15 protein-coding genes are annotated in these 20973 nt (G+C 63.8%); 5 read left to right on the top strand and 10 right to left on the bottom strand.

Features of this window, described 5'->3' with window-relative positions; translation table 11 throughout:
- Positions 1–8: 8 nt before the first annotated feature.
- The 4 genes from FA04_RS20040 to FA04_RS20025 all read left to right on the top strand — a co-directional run bounded on the left by FA04_RS20040 (position 9) and on the right by FA04_RS20025 (position 6669).
- Positions 9–2396, top strand: coding sequence for a 1-deoxy-D-xylulose-5-phosphate synthase N-terminal domain-containing protein (locus FA04_RS20040; RefSeq protein ID WP_034787602.1), 2388 nt, complete (start codon positions 9–11; stop codon positions 2394–2396).
- Positions 2397–2564: 168 nt separating this feature from the next.
- Entirely contained in the window at positions 2565–3311 is a 747-nt protein-coding gene (locus FA04_RS20035; protein ID WP_418235971.1) for an alpha/beta fold hydrolase, read from the top strand.
- Between the two features lie 232 nt (positions 3312–3543).
- Positions 3544–4728, top strand: a complete 1185-nt coding sequence (locus FA04_RS20030) for a glycoside hydrolase family 5 protein (RefSeq protein ID WP_034787610.1) — start codon at positions 3544–3546, stop codon at positions 4726–4728.
- Between the two features lie 117 nt (positions 4729–4845).
- A complete protein-coding gene (locus tag FA04_RS20025) occupies positions 4846–6669 on the top strand; it encodes an adenylate/guanylate cyclase domain-containing protein (protein WP_167550709.1) in 1824 nt (607 codons plus the stop codon).
- 57 nt (positions 6670–6726) lie between these two features.
- Here FA04_RS20025 and FA04_RS20020 read toward each other — a convergent pair whose 3' ends face one another.
- From FA04_RS20020 to FA04_RS19975, 10 genes are all read right to left on the bottom strand, one after another.
- Positions 6727–7572 carry a sugar phosphate isomerase/epimerase family protein gene (locus tag FA04_RS20020; RefSeq protein ID WP_034787613.1) on the bottom strand — a complete coding sequence of 282 codons (846 nt, stop codon included), beginning with the start codon at positions 7570–7572 and terminating at the stop codon, positions 6727–6729.
- Positions 7569–8879, bottom strand: coding sequence for a DUF6005 family protein (locus FA04_RS20015; protein WP_034787617.1), 1311 nt, complete (start codon positions 8877–8879; stop codon positions 7569–7571). The genes FA04_RS20020 and FA04_RS20015 overlap by 4 nt, the downstream gene beginning before the upstream one ends.
- Positions 8876–10156, bottom strand: coding sequence for an AMP-binding protein (locus FA04_RS20010; RefSeq protein WP_034787620.1), 1281 nt, complete (start codon positions 10154–10156; stop codon positions 8876–8878). Before FA04_RS20010 ends, FA04_RS20015 begins: the two co-directional genes overlap by 4 nt.
- Positions 10153–11889, bottom strand: a complete 1737-nt coding sequence (locus tag FA04_RS20005; protein ID WP_034787623.1) for an IucA/IucC family protein — start codon at positions 11887–11889, stop codon at positions 10153–10155. The genes FA04_RS20010 and FA04_RS20005 overlap by 4 nt, the downstream gene beginning before the upstream one ends.
- A complete protein-coding gene (locus tag FA04_RS20000; protein ID WP_034787633.1) occupies positions 11873–13657 on the bottom strand; it encodes an IucA/IucC family protein in 1785 nt (594 codons plus the stop codon). The genes FA04_RS20005 and FA04_RS20000 overlap by 17 nt, the downstream gene beginning before the upstream one ends.
- A gap of 102 nt (positions 13658–13759) precedes the next feature.
- Positions 13760–14050 (bottom strand): DUF2218 domain-containing protein, encoded by a 291-nt coding sequence (locus tag FA04_RS19995; protein WP_034787636.1) that lies wholly within the window; start codon positions 14048–14050, stop codon positions 13760–13762.
- Between the two features lie 110 nt (positions 14051–14160).
- Positions 14161–16467, bottom strand: a complete 2307-nt coding sequence (locus tag FA04_RS19990) for a TonB-dependent receptor (RefSeq protein ID WP_082936533.1) — start codon at positions 16465–16467, stop codon at positions 14161–14163.
- 117 nt (positions 16468–16584) lie between these two features.
- On the bottom strand, positions 16585–17583 hold the full coding sequence (locus tag FA04_RS19985) for a FecR family protein (RefSeq protein WP_051659105.1): 999 nt from the start codon (positions 17581–17583) through the stop codon (positions 16585–16587).
- 165 nt (positions 17584–17748) lie between these two features.
- The gene (locus FA04_RS19980) at positions 17749–18291 is read right to left on the bottom strand and encodes an RNA polymerase sigma factor (protein WP_034787638.1); all 543 of its coding nucleotides are present in this window, start codon (positions 18289–18291) and stop codon (positions 17749–17751) included.
- A gap of 117 nt (positions 18292–18408) precedes the next feature.
- A complete protein-coding gene (locus FA04_RS19975; protein WP_051659106.1) occupies positions 18409–19350 on the bottom strand; it encodes a LysR family transcriptional regulator in 942 nt (313 codons plus the stop codon).
- 96 nt (positions 19351–19446) lie between these two features.
- Between FA04_RS19975 and FA04_RS19970 the strand changes: the two genes are divergently transcribed.
- Positions 19447–20862: an aldehyde dehydrogenase family protein gene (locus FA04_RS19970; RefSeq protein ID WP_034787950.1), complete on the top strand. Its 1416-nt coding sequence runs from the start codon at positions 19447–19449 to the stop codon at positions 20860–20862.
- Positions 20863–20973 lie beyond the last annotated feature (111 nt).

The raw sequence follows: 20973 nt of genomic DNA, 5'->3' as shown, positions 1-20973 counted from the left end.
ACCTGGCGATGACCGACACGACCCATCTGAAGACCATTGAAAAGCGCCTGCTCTGGCTCTCCCACTGGATGATCCATCACGCCAACCACATCCGGCCGAAGGTCGACGGCATCAAGACTGGGGGGCATCAGGCCAGTTGCGCCTCGGTCGTCTCGATCATGACCGCGCTCTATTTCTCGGCGCTCAGGCCGGAGGATCGTGTTGCCGTCAAGCCGCATGCGGCGCCGGTCTTCCACGCGATGCACTATCTGATGGGCCGACAGACGCGCGAGAAACTTGAGAACTTCCGCGGCTTTGGCGGGGCGCAGAGCTATCCGAGCCGGACCAAGGATGTCGACGATGTCGATTTTTCGACCGGCTCGGTCGGTCTCGGCGTCGGCATCACCGCGCTCGCCTCGATCGTCCAGGATTTCGTCCGTGCCAAACAATGGGGCGAGGGCAAGATCGGCCGCATGGTCGCGCTCGTCGGCGATGCCGAGCTTGACGAAGGCAACGTCTACGAGACGCTGCAGGAGGGCTGGAAGAACGACCTCAGGAACTGCTGGTGGATCATCGACTATAACAGGCAGTCGCTCGACGGGATCGTGCGCGAGGGCCTGTTCGAGCGCGTCGAGAAAATCTTCGACGCCTTCGGCTGGGACGTGGTGCGGGTGAAATATGGCGTGCTACAGCGCGCGGCCTTTGCCGAACCGGGCGGCGAGAAGCTGCGCGACTGGATCGACGGTTGCTCCAATCAGGACTATGCGGCGCTGACTTTCATGGGCGGTGCCGTCTGGCGCAAGCGGCTTGCCGACGATCTTGGCGACCAGGGTGACGTCTCGGCGCTCATCGAGCGGCGCAGCGATGCCGAGCTTTCAGCGCTGATGGAGAACCTCGGTGGCAACTGCGTCGAGACGATGGCCGAAACCTTCGCAGCGATCGACCATGATCGGCCGACCTGCTTCCTTGCCTATACCATCAAGGGCTGGAGCACGCCGATTGCCGGCCACAAGGACAATCACGGTGGCCTGATGACGACGACCCAGTTCGCCGAATGGCAGGCGCATATGGGTGTCGGGCGCGGCGAGGAATGGGAGCCTTTCGCCGGAGTGGCGGATCGTCAAGCGCTCCAGGCGTTCCTCGCCGCGGTCCCTTTCTTTGCCGAAGGCATACGCCGCCACGCCGAGCACCGGCTCGAGGTGCCGCCGATCGCGTTTGAGACCCAGCGCGAGGTGTCGACGCAGATGGCCTTCGGCAAGATCCTCGACGATCTCGCCAAGGGCAAGTCGGACCTGGCCGAACGCATCCTCACGACGTCGCCCGATGTCACCGGCACCACCAGTCTTGGCGCTTGGGTCAACCGGCGCAAGCTCTTTGCCCGCCAGCCGCTCGCCGACGCCTTCATCGAGCACCGCATTCCATCGACGGCAAAGTGGGAGTTCACTCCGGAGGGCCAGCATGTGGAACTCGGCATCGCCGAGATGAATCTGTTCCTATTGCTCGGCGCCGCCGGCCTCAGCCATTCGCTCTTCGGGAAAAGGCTGATCCCGATCGGCACTGTCTATGACCCCTTCGTCTGCCGCGGCCTCGATGCGCTCAACTATGCCTGCTACCAGGACGCCCGCTTCATGATCGTCGGCACGCCCTCGGGCGTGACGCTGGCGCCCGAAGGGGGCGCGCACCAGTCGATCGGCACGCCGCTGATTGGGATCAGCCAGGACGGACTGGCAGCGTTCGAACCAGCCTTTGCAGACGAACTCGCCGTCATCATGGAATGGGCCTTCGACTACATGCAGCGCGATGGCGACAACGATCCGGACGAGCGCACCTGGCTGCGCGACGAGACCGGCGGCTCCGTCTATCTGAGGCTCACCACCAAGCCGCTCGAACAGCCGCTGAAGCGCGTCGACGATGATTTTGGCCAGGGTTCAATCGACGGCGCCTATTGGCTGCGCAAGCCAGGGCCAAACTGCGATGTCGTCATTGCCTACCAGGGTGCGGTGGCCGACGAGGCGATTGCCGCTGCCGGACTTATAGGCGAGGTCCGCCGCGACATTGGCGTGCTCGCCGTCACCTCGGCTGACCGTCTCAATGCCGGTTGGACGGCCGCCCAGCGCGAACGGGCCCGTGGCAACCCCCGTGCGAAAAGCCATATCGAGCGGCTGCTCGATCCGCTGCCCGGCCACTGCGCGATCGTCACCGTGCTCGATGGCCATCCGGCAGCGCTCTCGTGGCTCGGTGCCGTCGCCGGCCACCGCACCATCGCGCACGGCGTGGAACATTTCGGCCAGACCGGCACGATCGGCGATCTCTACCGCCACTTCCGGCTCGACCGCAACGCGCTCGCGGCATCCGCAATGGCGCTGACGGCAGGCCGGCGAACCGCTGCCGGACAAGCGGCTCTCCTCTTACCATAGTTCGGCAATCGCCGTCCGAACTATCGAAGACGCACCATCATGCGCCGCGGACCCCGCGGCCAGAGCATGCGTGCGCCTTCCAAAATCCAGAAGCGTCACCCGAAGAAGACGCCGCTTGTCGGGGAACAATCACTCCGCTCTCAAGGAAAGGACCTAAGAATGCGAAAGATGAGAATCCTGGCTGCCACACTCCTGGCTTTGGCGGCGGCCCCGCTTGGGCATGCCCTGGCCGAACCCGTCAAGAATGTCGTCATCGTGCACGGCGCACTCGCCGACGGCTCGAGCTGGCGCAAGGTCTTCGACCTTTTGACCACCAAAGGCTTCACCGTCACGGTCGTCCAACCGCCGATGACCTCGCTTGGCGACGATGTCGCGGCAACCAAACGCATCCTCGACCTTCAGGACGGCCCATCGGTCCTCGTTGGCCACAGCTATGGCGGCATGATCGTCACCGAAGCCGGGACTTCCGAAAACGTCGCCGGCCTCGTCTATGTCGCAGCCTTTCAGCCGGATGCTGGCGAAACTCTGCTTGACCTGGCAGCCAGGAAGCCGGCTGCAACCAAGGGCATCGCGGCAACGGACGACGGATATCTCTATCTCGATCCGGAAGTCTTCGCCGCGGACTTCGCCGCCGACGTTCCCGAGGTAGAAGCCCGTTTCATGGCTCATTCCCAGGTCTTCCCGGCAAAATCTGCCTTCGAGACGAAGATCACGGCACCGGCCTGGAAGGGCAAGAAGAGCTGGGCGCTGATTGCGACCGAAGACCGGGCCATTCATCCGGACCTGATGCGGACGATGGCCAAGCGTGCCGGCAGCGATACGGTCGAGGTCAAGGTAAGTCATGCGGTCTTTCTGTCCCAGCCGGCCGCCGTCGCCGAACTGATTGAGAAGGCGGCGACAGCGCTTTCCGACTGATCGCGAAGATATCCAGGCAAGCGGGCCTCGCAGCGGATCACTGATCCGCTGCGAGGCCTTTTTCTCGCGAAGAACGAAACCGCTCGGCATCAGTCACCGCCAATGGGTTTCGCAAACTCGCTTTGAACCCTGACGCTGTTCCCCAGGGAACTTCAGCGAAACGATCCGCCGGTAGGTTGGCCGCGCCAAACCAAGAGCCGCGAAGGCCAAGAACTCCAGAAGGACCGACCGAATGCGCCTGATTGCCTCCGCCCTCCTCGCTTGCAGCCTTGCGGGCTCCGCCAGTGCCGCCGATCTCATCACCTTCTGGGATAAGCCGCAGCATGGCGGCAACAGCTTCAACCGGCTGCCCCCGGACGACGCCTATTTCAGGGCCTTGGCCGGCTACGGCGCCACCTGGGTGCGCCTGTCCTACGACAAGTGGGAGCCGGCCAAGCGCGACTATCTGATCGGCGACGCCGACAAATACGAAGGCATACCGGCGGCAGACCTCAAGACGCTGAAGGAGACCCTCGACCGGGCCGACAAGGCGGGCCTCAAGGTCGTCATCGCGCCGCTGTCGCTGCCCGGCATGCGCTGGGCGCAGAACAACGGCAACCGGTTCGACGGCCGTCTCTGGCAGGACAAGATCTGGTGGGGCCAGGCAGCAGCCTTCTGGCAGGATCTGGCCCGCGCGCTGAAGGATCATCCCGCGGTCGCCGCCTACAACATCGTCAACGAGCCGGCGCCTGAAAAGAGGAACGGCCTTGCCGAACATGCCGACCGAAAGACGATGCAAGCCTGGTACGGCGACCAGGCGGGCAGCGCCTCGGACCTCAGGGCCTTCTACAAGACGGTAATCGCCGCCATCCGGGCGGTCGACCCGGCAACGCCCATCATGGCGGATGCCGGCTGGTATGCGGCTGCCGACGCCTTTTCCTATTGGCCGGCAGCGCTCACCGACCAGAAGGTGCTCTACAGCTTCCACATGTATGAGCCCTATGCCGCGACCAGCGCACCGAACATGAAGCGCGACAAGCCCTACGCCTACCCCGGCAAGGTGCCCTTCGGCGACGGCGAGGAGACGTGGGACAGGGCCCGGGTCGAAGCCTATCTTGCAGAGCCGGTGCGATGGGCAAAAGACAAGGGCGTGCCGCTCAATCGGCTGGTTGCCGGCGAGTTCGGCTGCATGCGCCTCTGGTCCGGCTGCAAGACCTATCTCGAGGACGTGTTGACCGCGCTCGACAGGGACGATCTGCACTGGGCCTTCTACAGTTTCCGCGAGGATGCCTGGGACGGCATGGACTACGAGCTCGGCGCGAAAAAGGTCGGCTGGAAATACTGGCAGCAGATGGAGGCCAACGAGCGCGACACGACGCCGCGCAAGGCGACCCCGGAGTTCGAGCCGATCAGCCGGCGGCTGCAAGGGACAGATTGACGCAGAACGGGAAAGGCCGGCGCACGCTTGGAAAAAAGCCCAAAACAGCTAGAAGAGGGTGCATTCCTTGCGGGGCCGCGCGAATGGCGAGCACCTGCTGCAACATGAGGCATGCTGGTGCAGACGACCAAGGCGACTAACGCCGAAAAACCCAACCGAACCATCTCCCTGTCGCGCACCCTGGCGATCGTGATGGCAGCCCTGGTCGCCCTGACCGCAGCCGTCATCCTCTCGGTCGTCTGGTTCATGTCAGCGGGCACGACCCGCGACCTGCTCGTGCAATCGGCGCATCTCGGCCTGGAGGCGGTGCAGACGCAAATCGGCAGCCGCTTCTCGCCTGTGGAGGATCAGCTCGCCTTTCTGGCGCGAGAGGTCGGTGCCGGCCGCCTCGACCCGAAGGATTCGCCGAAGTTCGAACGCGTGATGACGGGCGCTCTGGCGGCAACGCCGCAAGTTCGAGTACTCTCTTTCGTGAAGCCCAACGGCGATATCATCGGCGTTACGCAGGGTCCAAAGGGTGTCTTTTCCTATACCGACCAGGTCACGAGCGACAACGAGCGCGCGGAGATCGAGGAAGCGCGGCGCAGCGGCACGCCTCACTGGGGGCCCGTCTATTTCGTACCCGATCCGGCGATACGCACGTCAGTCACGAATTTGCAGCAACCGGCAAACCACAACGGTGAATTTGCCGGCGTTTTCCGTGCCACGATAACGGTCGACACCATGTCCGACTTCCTGCGCCAGATTGCCGTCTCGAACCCGGGGGCGACGCCCTTCGTCCTCTACGGCCGCGACCAGGTTCTCGCCCATCCGCTGATGGCCGCGGGACATCCGCTCCTTTCGGCGGAGCATCGGTTGCCGAAGCTCGACGAACTGGGCGACCCTTTTCTCGCCGCACTGTGGAAAGAACCGGCCGAGACCTTCGACGATTCGGACATGGAGATACGCGCGGTCAAGCTCGGGGACGACGGACGGGTCGTCCTGACGCGCGAGATCCGCGGCTACGCTCCCTCTCCGCTCATTATCGGTGTCGAGGTTCCGATCGAAGCGGTCGAGAAGCCGGTGTGGGACCTGCTGCGGGCCGGCATTGCCGGCCTCGCGGTGCTGTTCGTCGCGATCGTCATCGCGTGGGTTGTCGGTCGCCTGATCGTTCGCCCGGTCACCAGCATGGCGCGTGAGGTCCGTGCCGTCGGCATGCTCGATTTTGCCGCTCTGCGGCCGCTTCCCGGCAGCCTCTTCACCGAACTCGACGAGCAGGCTAAGGCCTACAACACGATGCTGACTGGGCTGCGCTGGCTTGAGACCTATGTGCCGAAGAAGCTCGTGCGCCACTTGATCGGTCGTGAGGACCTGGCATCCACCCAGCGCACCGTCACCATCATGTTCACCGATGTGGTCGATTTCACCGCGACGGCAGAAAAGACCAGCGCCGGCGACGTGGCGGCACTGCTCAACAGCCACTTCGACCTGCTCGGCCACTGCATCGAAAGCGAAGGCGGCACCATCGACAAGTTCATCGGTGATTGCGTCATGGCCTTCTGGGGCGCACCCGACGCGCAAATGGACCATGCAGATCGGGCAATCCGGGCAGCGCGGGCGATCGCCAAATCGATCGCCAGCGACAACGCCGAGCGACGCCTAAAGGGCCTGCCGCCCCTCAGGGTGCGCATCGGCATCCATTCCGGGTCGGTCGTTGCCGGCAATATCGGCATGACCGGTCGGTCGGCCTATACGATCGTCGGCGACACGGTGAACGCCTGCAACCGGCTGGAGCAGCTCGGCAAATCGATCGCGCCAAGTGAAGAGGTAATGATCCTCCTGAGCGGCGAAACCTTCGGTCTGGTGGCTGATGACGATCGCTCCGATCTCGCCCAGCTCGGCAAACATTGTCTGGCCGGCCGAAGCGAAGAGACCGAGATCTACAGGCTTCAGACACAATAGGCCCCGAGCCGACACGAGCCGGCGCGCAGACGTCCGGGCCATCATGATGCGTAACGCCTATTGGCCGGCGGCCCGGCGGTTCGGCTCGGTCCCGTCAACCGCCTCGCGGACCTGCCTGCGATCGCGACGCAGGGTCTCGAAGCAATCGTTGCCGAACCATTCCAGCGACGCATCGGCCTGCGGGTCACCTGCAATTTCCGAGAGGAAACGGTCGTAGTCGACGGCGCCTTCGAAGAGCCGCGTCATCCCGCGCCGGCTGCCGGCGGCGGCATAGACATTGGCCGGCTCGAAGACGGAAAGTTCTGCCCGGCCGACGATGTTCTTCAGGTGGTAGTGGCGAATGTGCGGTTTCATCGCACGGTGCACGGCGACCGGGTCGTCGCCGCCTTCCCAAACATGCAGCGTGTCGAAATTGATGGCGAAGGAGGGATGGTCCACCTCTTCGATGAGCCGCATCGTCGAGGCCGCCGTGTCGGCGAGCGTCTTCGGATGCGTTTCGACAAGCAGCTGGATGCCGTAGCTTGCGGTAATGGTGCAGATCTCCTTCAGGCGCTCGACAATCTCCCGCCGCTCGTCAGCGCTGACGTCAAGGCTGCCACGGCTTCCCGCGAAGGTGCGGATCTTGCGGGTGCGCCACCGGCGCGCCAGTCGGCAAAGCTCGACCGCCTTGTGCCGCAGCGCTTCCACGTCACCGTCGAGCGGCAGGTAATCGCTGATCATCGGCACCGAGAGGCCGTAGCCGTCGAGCCATTCGGCGTTGCGATCCGCGCGCGGCGAGAGGTTGCGCGCATGCGCGCCCCAGAGTTCGATACCCTGGAAGTCGTTGGCCTCGGCCCAGGCGGCGATCTCGTCGAGCGAGATCAGATGGTGGCGGAAAGTGATGGTGCAGAGCGAAACTCTCATCGCGCAATTCTCTTCAAGGGACGGATTTCCTGGGGGATGGCAAGATCGCACCAGAGATCGAAGACCTCTGCGAGCTTGACCTTCAGCTTCGTCTCCAGCCGGTCGGCTTCGTCGAGACGCTCGATGACGGCGCCCAACAGCGAGCGATCGCCTGTCTGGGCGAGCTTCATGCAGGCGTAGTGCAGCGTCTTCAGCGACTGAACCAGCGCCTCGATCTCCCCGCACCAGCCCTCGAACTCGGCGGCCGGCAACTTCAGCGCCCGCCAGTAGAAGGCAAAGCCGTGCTCATAGGCGTATTTTCGGACGGTGATAACAGGCAGTTCCCGCACCGCGGCGCCGAGATCAGTGAGTGCGACACCGTTCGTCCCGTCGAGATGCGCGGCGACTATCGCTCTGACGGCATCGACCAGCGGATTGCGGTCCCGGACGAAGCAGGCCTCGAAATAGGCCCTCAGATCTTCGGCAAACGGCGCGCGCGCCTCGGCATTGTCGAAGACATAACCGCCGCCGACAGTAGGCTGCATGATGGCGTGAACGACCTTCTCGCGGGCAATCTCGCCCTCCCAGCGATAGTCGGGGTCGTGCACGAACCATTTGTCGGGATCGGGCGTTTCCTGCAGCATCAGATAGTGCGGGAAGGGGTTCTGGTTGAACTTGTTCTCCCGCTCCGGCAGGTGGAACATGTCGAGCATGACCATGACCGAGCCGGTTTCGCCGCGCTGTTTCATCAGCCCGAGCAGCACTGCGAGGTTGTCGAGCTTGGTGCGCTGCGGATCGTACCACTCGACGACGGAAACGCCGTAAAGCCGCTCGAACCAGCCACGGAAGAATTCCTGGGTGATATCGGGCGCATGATAGAGAAGCTCGAAACGCTCGCTGACCGCGAACTTCGCGTCCCAGACACCGAAATAGAACGGCCGCTGATCGAGCCCGTTTCGCTTCAGGCCGTCCGAGACGCAACTGACGAAGCAATGGACCTTGATGTCGTAATAGGCCTCGCCGTGCACCCCCTCGTCGGTCGTCCCGCCGGTGAGCGGAAAGGCGGGCACGATGGCGGCGGTCGGCTTCGGCACATAGAGCGCGACGAGATCGGCGACCGTTTCGATCTCCCGTTTTGCGATCGCCTCTTCCGGCACCGACAACCCGTATTCGAGCTCGAGATTGAGGAAGATTTCGAGGATCAGCACGGAGTCGAGATAGAGATCTTCGTTGAGACGGGCATCGAGGCCGAAGCCGTCCATATGTCCATGCGCCATTTTGTCGGTCAGGACGGCCTCGATCGCCGCCAGAACTTCGCTTTCGGTCATGATGCGGCTCCCGCAATCGGTTTGTTGAATTCGCCTGCCAGATGACGGGCCGCGACATCGCGGCGGCTGATTTTGCCGTTCGCCTGGCGCGGAACTGCATCGATCTGCAGGATTTCCATCGGCAACTGGTGAGATGCGAGGTGTCGGCTGCACCATTCGCGCACGGCCTGCGGCGCCACCGGCGCCTCGGCGCTAAAGAGCAGCGCCACGCGCTCGCCGGCAAAACGATCGGCCTTGCGGAAGGCCACGGCGTCGGTGACCGCCGGCATCGCCATGACGGCATCCTCCACGTCTTTCGGATAGACGTTGAGGCCGGAGACGTTGATCATGTCGTCCAGGCGGGAAACGAAGACCAGCATGCCGTCGGCGCGCCGGTAGCCGAGGTCACGCGTGTGGATCGGCGCGCCGTCGCCGTTGCTAACGACGATCTCACCCGCGTCCTCGGCGGTGTTGCCGGTGGCGGCGATCAGATGCGGCAGGACGAAGCCCATGTCACCGGCGGAAGTCACATCCGGATTGATGGCGATGCAGCCGGATTCCGAGCAGCCATATTGCTGGAACATGAACCGGCTCTTGGCGCGAATGTCGGCAAACCACGGATCGGGAAGCAGCGTGCCCGACGTCATCGTTGCGTGGATCTGTTCGCCCGCGGGCGTCAGCCGCGCCAGCGTGTGCAGGATCGCCGGCGAGGAATAGAGCAGCGGCCGTTCGATCTCGCGCAGCACCTTCAGGAGATATTTCGGGTTCGCGGTGTTGACGATGACCGGCGTCTGCCCACGCTTCAGCGCCACCAGGATGCCGCAGATCAGCCCGTAGGAATGGGTGGTCGGGCAGGCGACGACCGGCGTCATGTCCTCCGGTTCGCGGAAGGTGGCGACATAGCTTTCGATCTCGGCATCGATTTCCGTCCAGTTGCGCGCCACGCATTTCGGCGCGCCCGTCGTTCCGGAGCTCATCTGCAACAGCGTGCCCTCAGCCGAAAGCAGGTCGGATGGTTCGAGAACTTCGGCCGTCAGGCTGTTGTAGAACAGCCGGTCGCAGCCGGCGCCGATCGCGAGCTTGCGCGCGGCCGGATAGGGTGTGCCCGGATGGATCGGCAGCACGCTCGCGCCCGCCTTGCGGATGGCAAAGAACAGAGCCAGCCAATCGACCGTCTCCGAGAAGCAGACGGCGTAGCGGCCGGTGTCCTGTGCGCCAAGGCCGATCTCGGCTGCGAGTTCGGCCGATCTGGCGCTGAAATAGGCCTCGTCATAGAGCCTGTCGTCAATACGGATCATGGCTTTCTCCTTCGTTGAAGCATCCTTGCGGCCAAGGCGTTTGCCACCTCGTGGTGGTATTCCGGCTTGAGCGCGAGCAGCTTCCTCGTCATCAGGGATTCGGTCAGGATGCGGGGCTGGTCGCAGCCGAGCTGCGCCAGCCGCTCCGTCGCGCCGTGCTCCGCCTCGTAGGCGGCAAGCACGGTTTGAACGCGCTGCCAGAAGAGCGTTTCCGGCAGGTTGTAGCAGTGGTCGAGAAGGTGGGAGATCTCACTCAAATTGTAGACGAACAGCGTGTCCATCACCAATTCGCGCAGCGAATCCAGGTTGTCCGTCCAATAGAACTGGTCGGGCTCCGCCTCCCGGTAGATCGGCTCGAGCGACAGGAAATCCGGCGCCTTTTCCGGCGCGCGCAGAAAGCCCGGCGAAAACTCGATGCTCTCGTGAAAATCGCGCAGGATCAGCCGGGCCGGCCAGCCATCGCGATGGACGAGCAGCATGTTCTGCCCGTGCGCTTCTACCGCAAGCCCATGGTGCACCAGCAGGTGCCAGACAGGCAGGACCGCGACTTCAATCAGGCGGTTGATCCAGGGCATCAAGCCGAAGCGCTGGATCCAGTCGTCGGCGAAGGCACGCCCGTCCGCTTCGACCATCATCAGCGCGTTGAAGGGAATGACGGCCTCGCCGGAGCCAAGCGTCGCTTCCGCGTTCTCGCGCCAGATGGCTGCGACCTGTCCGGCCAAAGGGCCGTCGCTGTCGGCTATGATGCCGGCATATTCCTGCAGGACGGTGAGCGGATAGCGGTCGCGAAAGGCCGGATCTCCGGCAACCATCTCGGCGATCCAGCGCGAGATCACCGGCGCCGTGCAGACCGAATGCGGCTCAAGGGTACGGCGCGACGAGGTGTTGACGATGTTGAGCGGCAGCTTGACGCTCGCGGCCAACGGTCGGTCCCGGTTCAACAGGGATCGGACCGACTGCGTCGCCGTGTATCCGTCCCCCGCCGGGCCGAGGCAAAGGGCTTCGCCCGCGGCGATCCAGCCAGAAAGCTGTCTCTCACGGAGTTCGCGCCATTGCCAGGGATGCAGCGGTACGAGACCGAACGCATCAGGCGAAAGACCGCGCTCCTGCCGCTTCGCCCGGAGTTCGGACCAGGTTTCCTCCCCCAGTTCCGCTTCCCAGAAAGCATCCTCGTCACCGGGGATCGCGCAGCGAAGATGCTTGCGCGCCACCAGAAGCCAGACGAGCTGGAACGCTCCTCCCATTTCGGGCCCATAGGCTGCATGGTCGGCGACGGAAAAGCCGGTACGCGCCTTGTAGCAGGGATGATAGGGATGGCCCTCCTCAAGCGCTCCCTCCAACTCCGCAAATGACAAAGCGCGGCGCAGCCGCGCCGGTACCTGACGCTCGTTCCAGGCGCTGAAGGCGATCGTCTGCGTGAGTTCGTTGAGCAGCTTTCCGCGCGTCGGTCCGCTGCCCGGCAGGACGGATACCAGCTGCGCCAGCGGCGGCACGACCCAGCCGTCCGCATCATCGCGCATCTCTACCGATCCGGCAGCCAGACGGAGCCGGCCAAAGGGGCCGATGGCGCCGTGGCAGCGGAACTGCCGGCCGCCGATCGACCAGTGGAAGGTGGTGACATCCCCATCCGTGTGCTCGCTGGCCTCAACGATACCTTCGAACAGCAGCGCGGCAACGAGCTGGCGAAGCACCCGCTCGTCCGGGCGGCCCTTGAGATCAAGAGGCAATGGCATGGTCGGTCCTCGGCGCAGTCAGAACAGCCGGCGCCCTCAGCGGGTTCGGCACGGGGCGATAAAGGGACGGCGCGTTGCTGGATTGCAGTTCGTCGACGTCGTAGAGACGCGTCGTCAGGTTGGCCTTGGAGACGATCGTCGGCATGTCGAGCACGTGACGGGCAAAGTCACGCCCGGCGCCACTCATTCGGGTGGCATAGCGCTCGAGATGCGCGCGCAGTTCGCGCAGGAGCAGGCTCTCATCGCAGAGCCCGTCATGGCCCATGCGGCTGATCACCGAGAAGACCTGATTGACGATCAGGTAATAGGCGAAGCGATCCCGAATTTCGCTCTCGGCAAAATAGAGGGACGCGATCGTTTGCGTCTCGGGCACATGGCCGGCAATCAGGCTGCGGTACCGCTCCGAGAGATAGAAGCCCTGATTGTCCCGATAGTAGCTGACGGACGGATAGCCGGTGCCGACGTCCAGCAGGCTGTTTTGCTGGTGGGCTTCGAGCGCTATACCGTAGTCGTCATAGAGGCGGATCAGCGGCTCGACGGCGCAATCGAGATACCGGCGAAACCAGAGGTGCGTCGCATCGAGCAGGCTCTCGCCCGTGCGGGCGGCGACCGTCCGAACCAGCCGTTCGAGGCGCGAAACCAGCCCCGGTAGCGGATCGGCCGTCAGGGCCGCGACGGTGACGACGCCCCGCCCGCCGCCGTCCGCAAATGGGTTCTCCCGCAGGATGACTTCAAAGCCGCTCTCGCTGCGTCCCGGCAGCTCGAGCGTGATATAGGCGGGGTCTTGAATGATGCGGAAGTTTCGCGAGCGTTCGGCAAAACCGATCCGGTCAATCAGCTTCGCCATTGCGACACCCGCTTCGAGCTCCTGACGACGATTGAGACGCACGGAGTTGGTGATGCGCACGGGCAGGGAAAATTTAAGCATCCAGCCGGCATCGGCGCCGTAAACCGTGCGCACCGACGAGGTCGCGGTAAAGGCCGGGCCGGCGGGGCCGAGATGCCGCAGCCGCCCCTCCCCCAGCATGCCGCGGATATCGGGATCAAGCAGCAGGGCTTCAGCCTGAAGCGGATGCATTGGCAACAGATAATCGTCGTCGCCGAGCGCGATCCCGTTGGCATCCGGCCCGACGAGGGACCGCACGATCTCGGGCGCTGCAACCGCGCGCGCGCAATCGTGCCTGATATCGCCGCGTTTTGCCGCGAAGTAGTTCAGTTTGAACTGGCCGCCCAGTTCCGGCGCGTAGCTTTCCTGCTGCCAATAGGTCATGCCCTGGCGGCTCTTCGGCGTCGGGTGCTGCCAATGGCCAAAGACGAGTGACTGCTCCGCTTCGATGAAATGGTCGCCGTCCGCCGGCTCCGGCGCGGCCCTGTCGATGTAGAGCGCCGTCTGCTGGTAGCTTTCGAGCACGCGCATCAAGAGTTCGAGCTCGAAGCCGCGCAAAACGTCGGCCTTGGCCTCGTCGACCTGGCGGTAGCATTCGTGCACCAGGATATGGAGGGCCGATATCAGTTCAATCTGGCGCCAGGTGGCGTCGGACACGCCCCTGCCCCAGACCCTGCCGAAATGGTGTGGGCCGCAGAGCGACGGCGACGTCACCTCGGCGCGCAGGATCATCTGCTGCCTGGGAAGAGACCATTCCACGCAATCGACGGCGCCGCCTGCGGCGCGATGCATGGCCCGGATGCCCGGATTGACTTCGCGCAGGTAGCAGTTTGCGAAGCTTTGAAAGGTGGCGATTTCTGCTATTTGCCTAGACGATTGCATCCTGATCCTCGGCACGCGACACGCATAGCCGCGCAATTGCGTTGGGCGCTTTCGACCAACACATTGAATTTTCTTGTCGGAACTAGCTTGCGAGCGGTTCGCTTAGCCGGCGGGCTGCCAGGCAAGCGGATCGGGCTCTTCCCGGAACGCGAAGCGCAGAAGATGGCTTTCGATCACCGATTTCGTGTCCGCAAGGTTGGCGTCATCGGGTGAGCGGGCGCGGATGCTCAAGCCTTCTGATGTGGCATGGAGGTAGCCGGTGCCGCAGGAAAACCTGAGCTCGGCGCGCGGGCCCTCCTGTTCGACGTCGACCTTGTGGGCGAAATGCTTGCAGAGCTGCGTCAGGTATTTCTGGCCGTCTTCCGTCGCAAAATGGGTGGTGGCTTCTTGCATCTGGAACTCCTGTTTCGGCTTTCGCTTGCGTGGGCGGCGCTTGGGTGGCCGCCTCCGCTTGTTGAGGCAACGGCCACCTGGAGGCGGCGGCCGTTGCGGTCGCGGACGCCCTAGAAAGTCGCCTTGGCGGTCAGGATGAAGGAACGGCCCGGCTCGTAGAGCGGCGTCACCGTTCCGAACTCCTGACCGTAGGTCGCCCGGTCCGAATAGGTTTCGTCGAAAATGTTCTTCAGTTCGGCGCGCAGCAACAGGTTCGGTCGCTCCGGCGGCACGTATTCGACAAAGGCGTTGAAGACCTGGTAGCCCTCGAAGGGCTTGCTGCCGTCGGCAACGTCGTCGTAGTCGAGCGCAATTTCCGCGTCGGCCCCGAAAGTGACGCCCCAGTCCGTCAGCGTGTGGACCGCTTGCAGCGTGATGATCTGGCCGGCCGGCGCGGCCAGATAGGTGCCGAGATCAGAATCGGCAGGCTTGCCGTCGATCTCGACGTCGATATTGGCGTATTTCACCTTGAAAAAGCCATCGCCCCAGCTGTAGCCGGCGCCGATCTCGAAGCCGCGCGAGCGGACGTCATGCGCTTCGATCCCGCGCGTGACCGCATAACGCGGCGTGCGCGCGTCATCGATATCGGTCTGGAAGACGCTGCCCTCGACGGTGAAGTCGTTGTAGTTCGCCTCCAGGCCCAGGATATAGTTGTCCGCCGTCACCGGCTTCGGACCGCTGCCATAGTTCCAGTTGGGATTCATGATGAAGTTTTCGGCGAGCGGAATGCCTGCCCAGACGTGCGAATAGCCCGCCTTGGCGGTCAGCAGGTCCTCGATGAGGTCGTACTCGCCCGAGACGTTGCCGCTGAGGCCCGAATTGTTCCACTCTTCTCCCGTCGTCCCGGTAAACTGCTGCGTGTCGCCGCGCGCACCGAAGGAGAGCCGCGTTCTCTCCCAGGGCTCGAGCCGGGCCTGGGCATAGATGCCGACATTGCGCGCCTTCTCGGTGCTGGCATCGAACATGTCGTCGAGGTCAGCCTTGTCGTCATAAAAGTCAACGCCGGCAATGACGCTACCCATGTCGAACGAGAACTTGTTCTCGAACTTGCCGTTGAAGCTGCTCGTGGTGCCGGTGGCGGGATAGGGCGGAATGTTGAGGCGCGGCGGCAGGATGATCGGAATTTCGACCTCCGTCCTGGAGTAGGCGAGCATCAGCGTTGGATCCCACCAGCCCTCCGGCGTGCTGTCGGTATAGGTAAACACCGTGTTCTGCCGGTCGAGCATGTAGTCGCGCACGCGCGGCTCCCATGGTGGGCGTCCGTCGATAAAGCCGATATTAGCGCGAAACGGACGCGGCGCGTCGTCGCGAATGCGGTCGTGGCTGATCTCGAAACGGTCGCCGCTGTCGAACTCGTAGGCAAGCTTGCCAAGCCCGCTCAACACGTCTGTCGAGGTGCCTTCCACGTCCTGCCCGTTGCCGGCGGTGAAATCGTTGCCGTTGCCGAAATTGAAGTAGCCGAGAAACTCGAGCCCGTCGCGCATGCCGTATGCGGAGATCCCGGTCGTCACCGTGTCGCTGTTGAAATTGTAGCTCGACGTGACAAAGCCGCCGAAGCCGTCGCCATCGAGCAGATCGCGCGCGTCGATCGTCTCGTAAGCAATCGCGCCGGCAAGCGCCCCGGGACCGGCATCGGCCGGCGCAACGCCGGCATCGACGTTGACGGCCTTCAGCAGGCCGGGGTCAATGAGGTTGGTGCCGTTGTGGTGGAAGACCTTGTTGTTCTGTCGGCCGCCGTCCATCGTCACGGCGAGGCTGGTTTCCTCGATGCCGTGGACGTAGACCTTCTGCGACATCGGCAACGAGCTGCCGACCGAAATGCCGGGCTCGCCGGAAAACACGTCGGCAATGTTGGCGGGGTTCTTGCGCTTCAGGTCTTCCGACGAGATGACGATCTCGCCGGCGCCGAGCGGCCCGGCACCGAAGGCCGAAATCGGATCGAGCACCGTTGCTCCGTCCGCAGCGACAGCAGCGCTGCTACCCGCCGACACGGCCGAGCCGACCAGCGCGGTGCCGCCCGATATCCTGTAGGAAATGCCGGTGCCCGACAAAAGCCGGGCAAGCGCCTGGTCCGCCGTCATCGTTCCGCTGACCGTCGCCGAGCGAAGCCCCTGCGAGGTGGAAGCCGCCAGGGTCACCTGCAGGCCGGACTGCCGCCCGAAGGCGTTGAGCGCGGTGGAAAGCGGCTGCGACGGGATGTCGAAGCTGCGGGCGTTGCTGACGCGCGACGTGGTCTGCTGGGCGGAGGCCGTGGAAACGGGCATCAGCGCGAGGGAGGAAAACGCGGCGATCGCCGTCGTCGTCAGCAGGCGCCGTCTTTCACGGCGACGTCCCGTATCGAATTTCAGATGTCCCTTGCGGCATTTCGGCGAACGCATTTTACCCCCGTCTCGGCATTCCACGCGGCCTTGCGGGCGCGCGTTTCCAACCAAAGACGACCGGCCCCGGATTTTTTTTCACCGGCGCGCGATTTTTTCCTGATTTTTTTACTCCAATTAAAACCGCGTCAGGATGCGGCCATAGGGGGTCACCTCGCGTACCTTGCCGCCGAAAGGCTGCACCAGCGCCTGGAGCGCCCGATCCGGATCCTTCAGATCGTAGACGCCGGTTACACGCCGCCCTGCCAGATCCGGCTGCGGAATGGAAATCCAGGCGGAATGGTAGCGCTGCAGCCGCTCGGCGGCAGCGGCGACCGTGACATCATTGACGAACATCCTGCCGCTTCGCCAGGCGCCGATATCATCCGCCGCGATCGCGCTTCGCAAGACTGCGCCGGTCGCATGGCTCACCGTCGCCATTTCTCCCGGGGCCAGTTCGAAATTCTGCTTGTGCGCGTTTGCACTATAGGAGACGGCCACCGTGCCGTGCGCCAGCTCGACGGTCGTCTCCGTGCTCGCCAGCTGCACATCAAACGCAGTCCCCAGCACGGACACCTCGACGCCACCCGCCTCAACGACAAAGGGACGCGAGGGATCGCGGGCGACGTTGAAATAGGCTTCGCCCTTCAGCAGCCTGACATGGCGGGTGCCGGCGCTGATGTCGGTGGCGATGGCGCTGCCGCCGCCCATTTCGATGATCGTCCCGTCCGCAAGCGTAATCGTCCTGTTTTGCGCCGTCTCGGTCACGTGATCGGCCTGCCACCACACGAGAAGCGACGGCAGGGAGACGAAGAGGACGAGGCAGGCAGCAAGCGCCAGCGCCACGCCGGCGACCAAGCCGCCCGTTCCCATCCGGCGACGTTGGCGGACCGGTGGCTCGACGAAAACGGACGGCCTTGCCCCACGCCATAGATGCTCGTGCACCGGCGGCACCTCACCGAGCAGCTGCCAGGTCCGCAACGCCGTCTGCCAGGCTTGGCCATGCAATTCCGACTGGCCCAGCCAGGCGCGGAACCGGGCTTGCGTGTCGCGACAGTTCGGGCGCGCCTTCAGCTCGAGGAACCAATCCATGGCCTCTTCGAGCAGCGCCTCCGATATGTGGTTGTCCTTGGTCAAAGCCCTGCCTGCCGCTTGGATGTTCGACGCCCTAGCACTTTGTTTCTGTAGCCCCCAACCCCGTCAAGCGGCGTCACCGGGAAGCGGGACGCTTCCGTGGTACTTTCGCTCTGTCATAAAGACGACCAGCACCCGATTTTTTTTCACACGGGGACCCCTGAAATTCTAGGAGGCCCCACCCGCAAGCGTTGTCGCAACCCGCATCATGGCGGCGCGCACGTGGCGGTGCGCCGTCGCGACGGAGATGTCGAGATGGGCGGCGATCTCTTCGAGGGTGTAGCCGCCGAAACGGTGCATCTCGAGCGCGACCCGCACTTCCTCGGGAAGGTCTTCGAGAATGCCGGAGATGCGTCTGATTTCGTCGCTGACGAGAATGATGTCCTCGGGCGTCGGCACCTCGATCGGCATCGACCAGAACGGCGGCTCGCTCTGCTCTTCCCGCGCTTCGATCTTGCGGCGCTTCAAGAGGTCGAGGGACAGGTTGCGGACGATCTTGTAGAGATACGCGAGCGAAAGCCCGGACGGTCCGGCAGAAGGCGGATTGCCGGTGTTTGCCGGCGCAAATCGAATGAAGGCCTCCTGCACGATATCTTCGGCCGTTTCCCGCGATCCGACGATCCGCGTGGCATAGGCGACCAGGGCAGTACGGTTGGCGAAATAGACCTGATGGCGCGTATCGATGTCGACCACTGTGTCTGATCCGATCATATAATTTCGATTTGGCGCGGCGTGCGCACCCCTGCCGAGAGGCGATCTATGGCCAAGGGACCAATCGAGCGCCGTGTCTCTTAGCACGCAGAAATAAACTTGTCTGTAATACTCATGTTAAAATTTCAAGGCTGGCGAATGCGGGGTGTGAGCGGGCGCGCGGGGGCCGCCGGAACGCAGTTCCCGGACCAGATCGATCAGGGCACGCAATTTCGCCGGTACGTGCCGGCGGCCAGGAAAATAGAGACATAGCCCATCGTAGGGCGGCGTCCACTCTTCCAGCACCGGAACCAGACGCCCGGCCTCGACGTCGTCGCGGACGTGATGATCGGAGAGATAGGCCAGTCCCACCCCGCCGAGAGCCGCCTGAAGCATGAGTTCGCTGTCGTCGAGGATGAGCGGTCCCGGCGCATCGATTTCGACGCTTTCCCCGCGCCGGGAAAACTCCCAGTGATAGATCCTGCCACTTGCCATGCGCGCCCGGATGCAGGCGTGCTGCCTCAGATCGCCCGGCAGCAGCGGCACCGCTCTTTCGCGAAAATAGTCCGGCGAACCCACGACGATCATGCGCGACTGAGGCACGACCGGAACGGCGACCATATCCGGAGGAACCGCCTCGGCGAGACGAAACCCGGCGTCGAAACCGAGCGCTACGATATCCACCAGCGCATTGTCGGTCGCAACCTCCAGCGCCATCTCTGGATATCGCCTCAGATACTCGATCAGTAGCGGCCGCAAAACCATCTTCGCCGCTCCCGGGGAGGTGTTGAGCCGCAGCATGCCGCTCGGTCGTGCCTGAGACTCCGTCGCCCGCTCGACGGCGCCGTCGATGGCGGCAAGAGCCGGCAGGATCTCGGCAACGAAAGCCTCGCCTGCCGTCGTCAGCGCCACCGATCGCGTCGTGCGGTTGAACAGGCGCACATTGAGGCGCGCCTCCAGCGCCAGGACCGCATGGCTCAACGACGAGGACGAAACCCCGAGTTCCCGGGCAGCGGCCCGAAAGCCGCCGAGCCGCGCGATTGCCGCCACCGCCTCCAGTTCGGACAGGCTCGCCTTCATTGCGCTATTTTCCTCATCAGAGTGTCTGTGATTGATGATCTTATCCTGACGATCGTTCCGATGCATATCCTTTTCATCGCAACAGGAAATCGGACGATGAAGATCATTGAGCAGATATATGTCGATGGCGCTTTCGTTGCGCCTCACGGCGACGAGCGCTTCGCGCTTTTCAATCCCGCCACGGAGGAAGAGATCGGCGAGGTCCGGCTGGGCGACAATCGGGATGCGCACGCGGCCATTGCTGCCGCGAAACGGGCCTTCCCGGCCATGCGGCAAACGACACCGGCCGAACGCATCGCCATGCTGCAAACGCTGGCGAAGGCTGTCGCCGCCAACGCCGATGCGCTTCGTGCGGCCATGACCATCGAATACGGCGCGCCGCAGTCGTTCCTCGCATTCTCCGTGCCGCACGCCGCGAACGTGTTCGACGTCGCGGCAAGGACCGTGGCCGACTACGCCTTTACCCGTCGTATCGGCAATGCGGAGGTGGTGATGGAACCCGTGGGCGTGGCCGCGGCAATCACACCCTGGAACAGCAACATCGGCTTCATCTGCACCAAACTCGCCACGGCGATCGCGGCCGGCACGACCATCGTGATCAAGCCGTCGGAGATGAGCGCTATCCAGACCCAGGTGCTGCTCGAAGTCTTGCACGAAGCGCGACTGCCCGATGGCGTCCTCAATGTCGTCAACGGCTACGGCCACGTGGTCGGCGCGGAACTCAGCCGGCATCCCGACATCGCCAAGATCACCTTCACTGGCTCCACCACGACCGGTCGGGAGATCCTGCGCAATGCAGCGGAAAGCTTCAAGCGCGTGACGCTCGAACTGGGCGGAAAAGGGCCGCAGATCCTGCTCGATGACGCGGACCTCGACCGGGCGATCCCGCATGTTCTGGCATCGGCCTTCCGCAACAGCGGGCAGGCCTGCATCGCCGGAACCCGGCTTCTTGTTCCGAAGCGAAGACATACGGAGGTGATATCGCGCCTTGCGCACGCCGTTTCCGCTCTGCGACCCGGACCTTCGAGCGATCCGGCCTCCGACATCGGCCCGATGGTGAGCGCCCGGCAGTGGGAGCGTGTCCAGGCCTATATCCGCCTGGGGCAGGAAGAGGGTGCGACGCTTCTTGTCGGCGGCGAAGGCCGGCCGGAAGGGCTGCAACGGGGATGGTTCGTCCGCCCGACCGTCTTTTCCGGTGTGACCAACGACATGCGGATTGCGCGCGAGGAAGTCTTCGGCCCCGTGCTCAGCGTTCTTTCCTACGAAACGGAAGCGGAAGCGATCGCGATTGCCAACGACACGGAATACGGATTGCAGTCCTACGTTCTTGGCACCGACGCCGAACGTATGCGCAGCATCGCCCGACAATTGGAGGCGGGGCGCGTGGTGATCAACGAAACCCCGGCCGACGCTCAAGCGCCCTTCGGCGGGTTCAAGCAATCCGGCATCGGCCGCGAATTCGGTCCCTTCGGCCTCGACGCCTTCCTCGAACCGAAGGCGATCATCGGGTGATGCCTCGCCCGGACGGCTCGACCCGACGGGTCGTCCGGGCGAGGGTCAACCCCACGCTCGGCAAGGCCAAAAAGATCGCGGCGGCCCCCTTTCGAAGGCCGCCGCGTTTCT

Source organism: Ensifer adhaerens (assembly GCF_000697965.2).
GTDB lineage: Bacteria > Pseudomonadota > Alphaproteobacteria > Rhizobiales > Rhizobiaceae > Ensifer > Ensifer adhaerens.
Note: the sequence above shows the minus strand (reverse complement) of the source record. Positions and strands in the feature narration are given on the sequence as shown.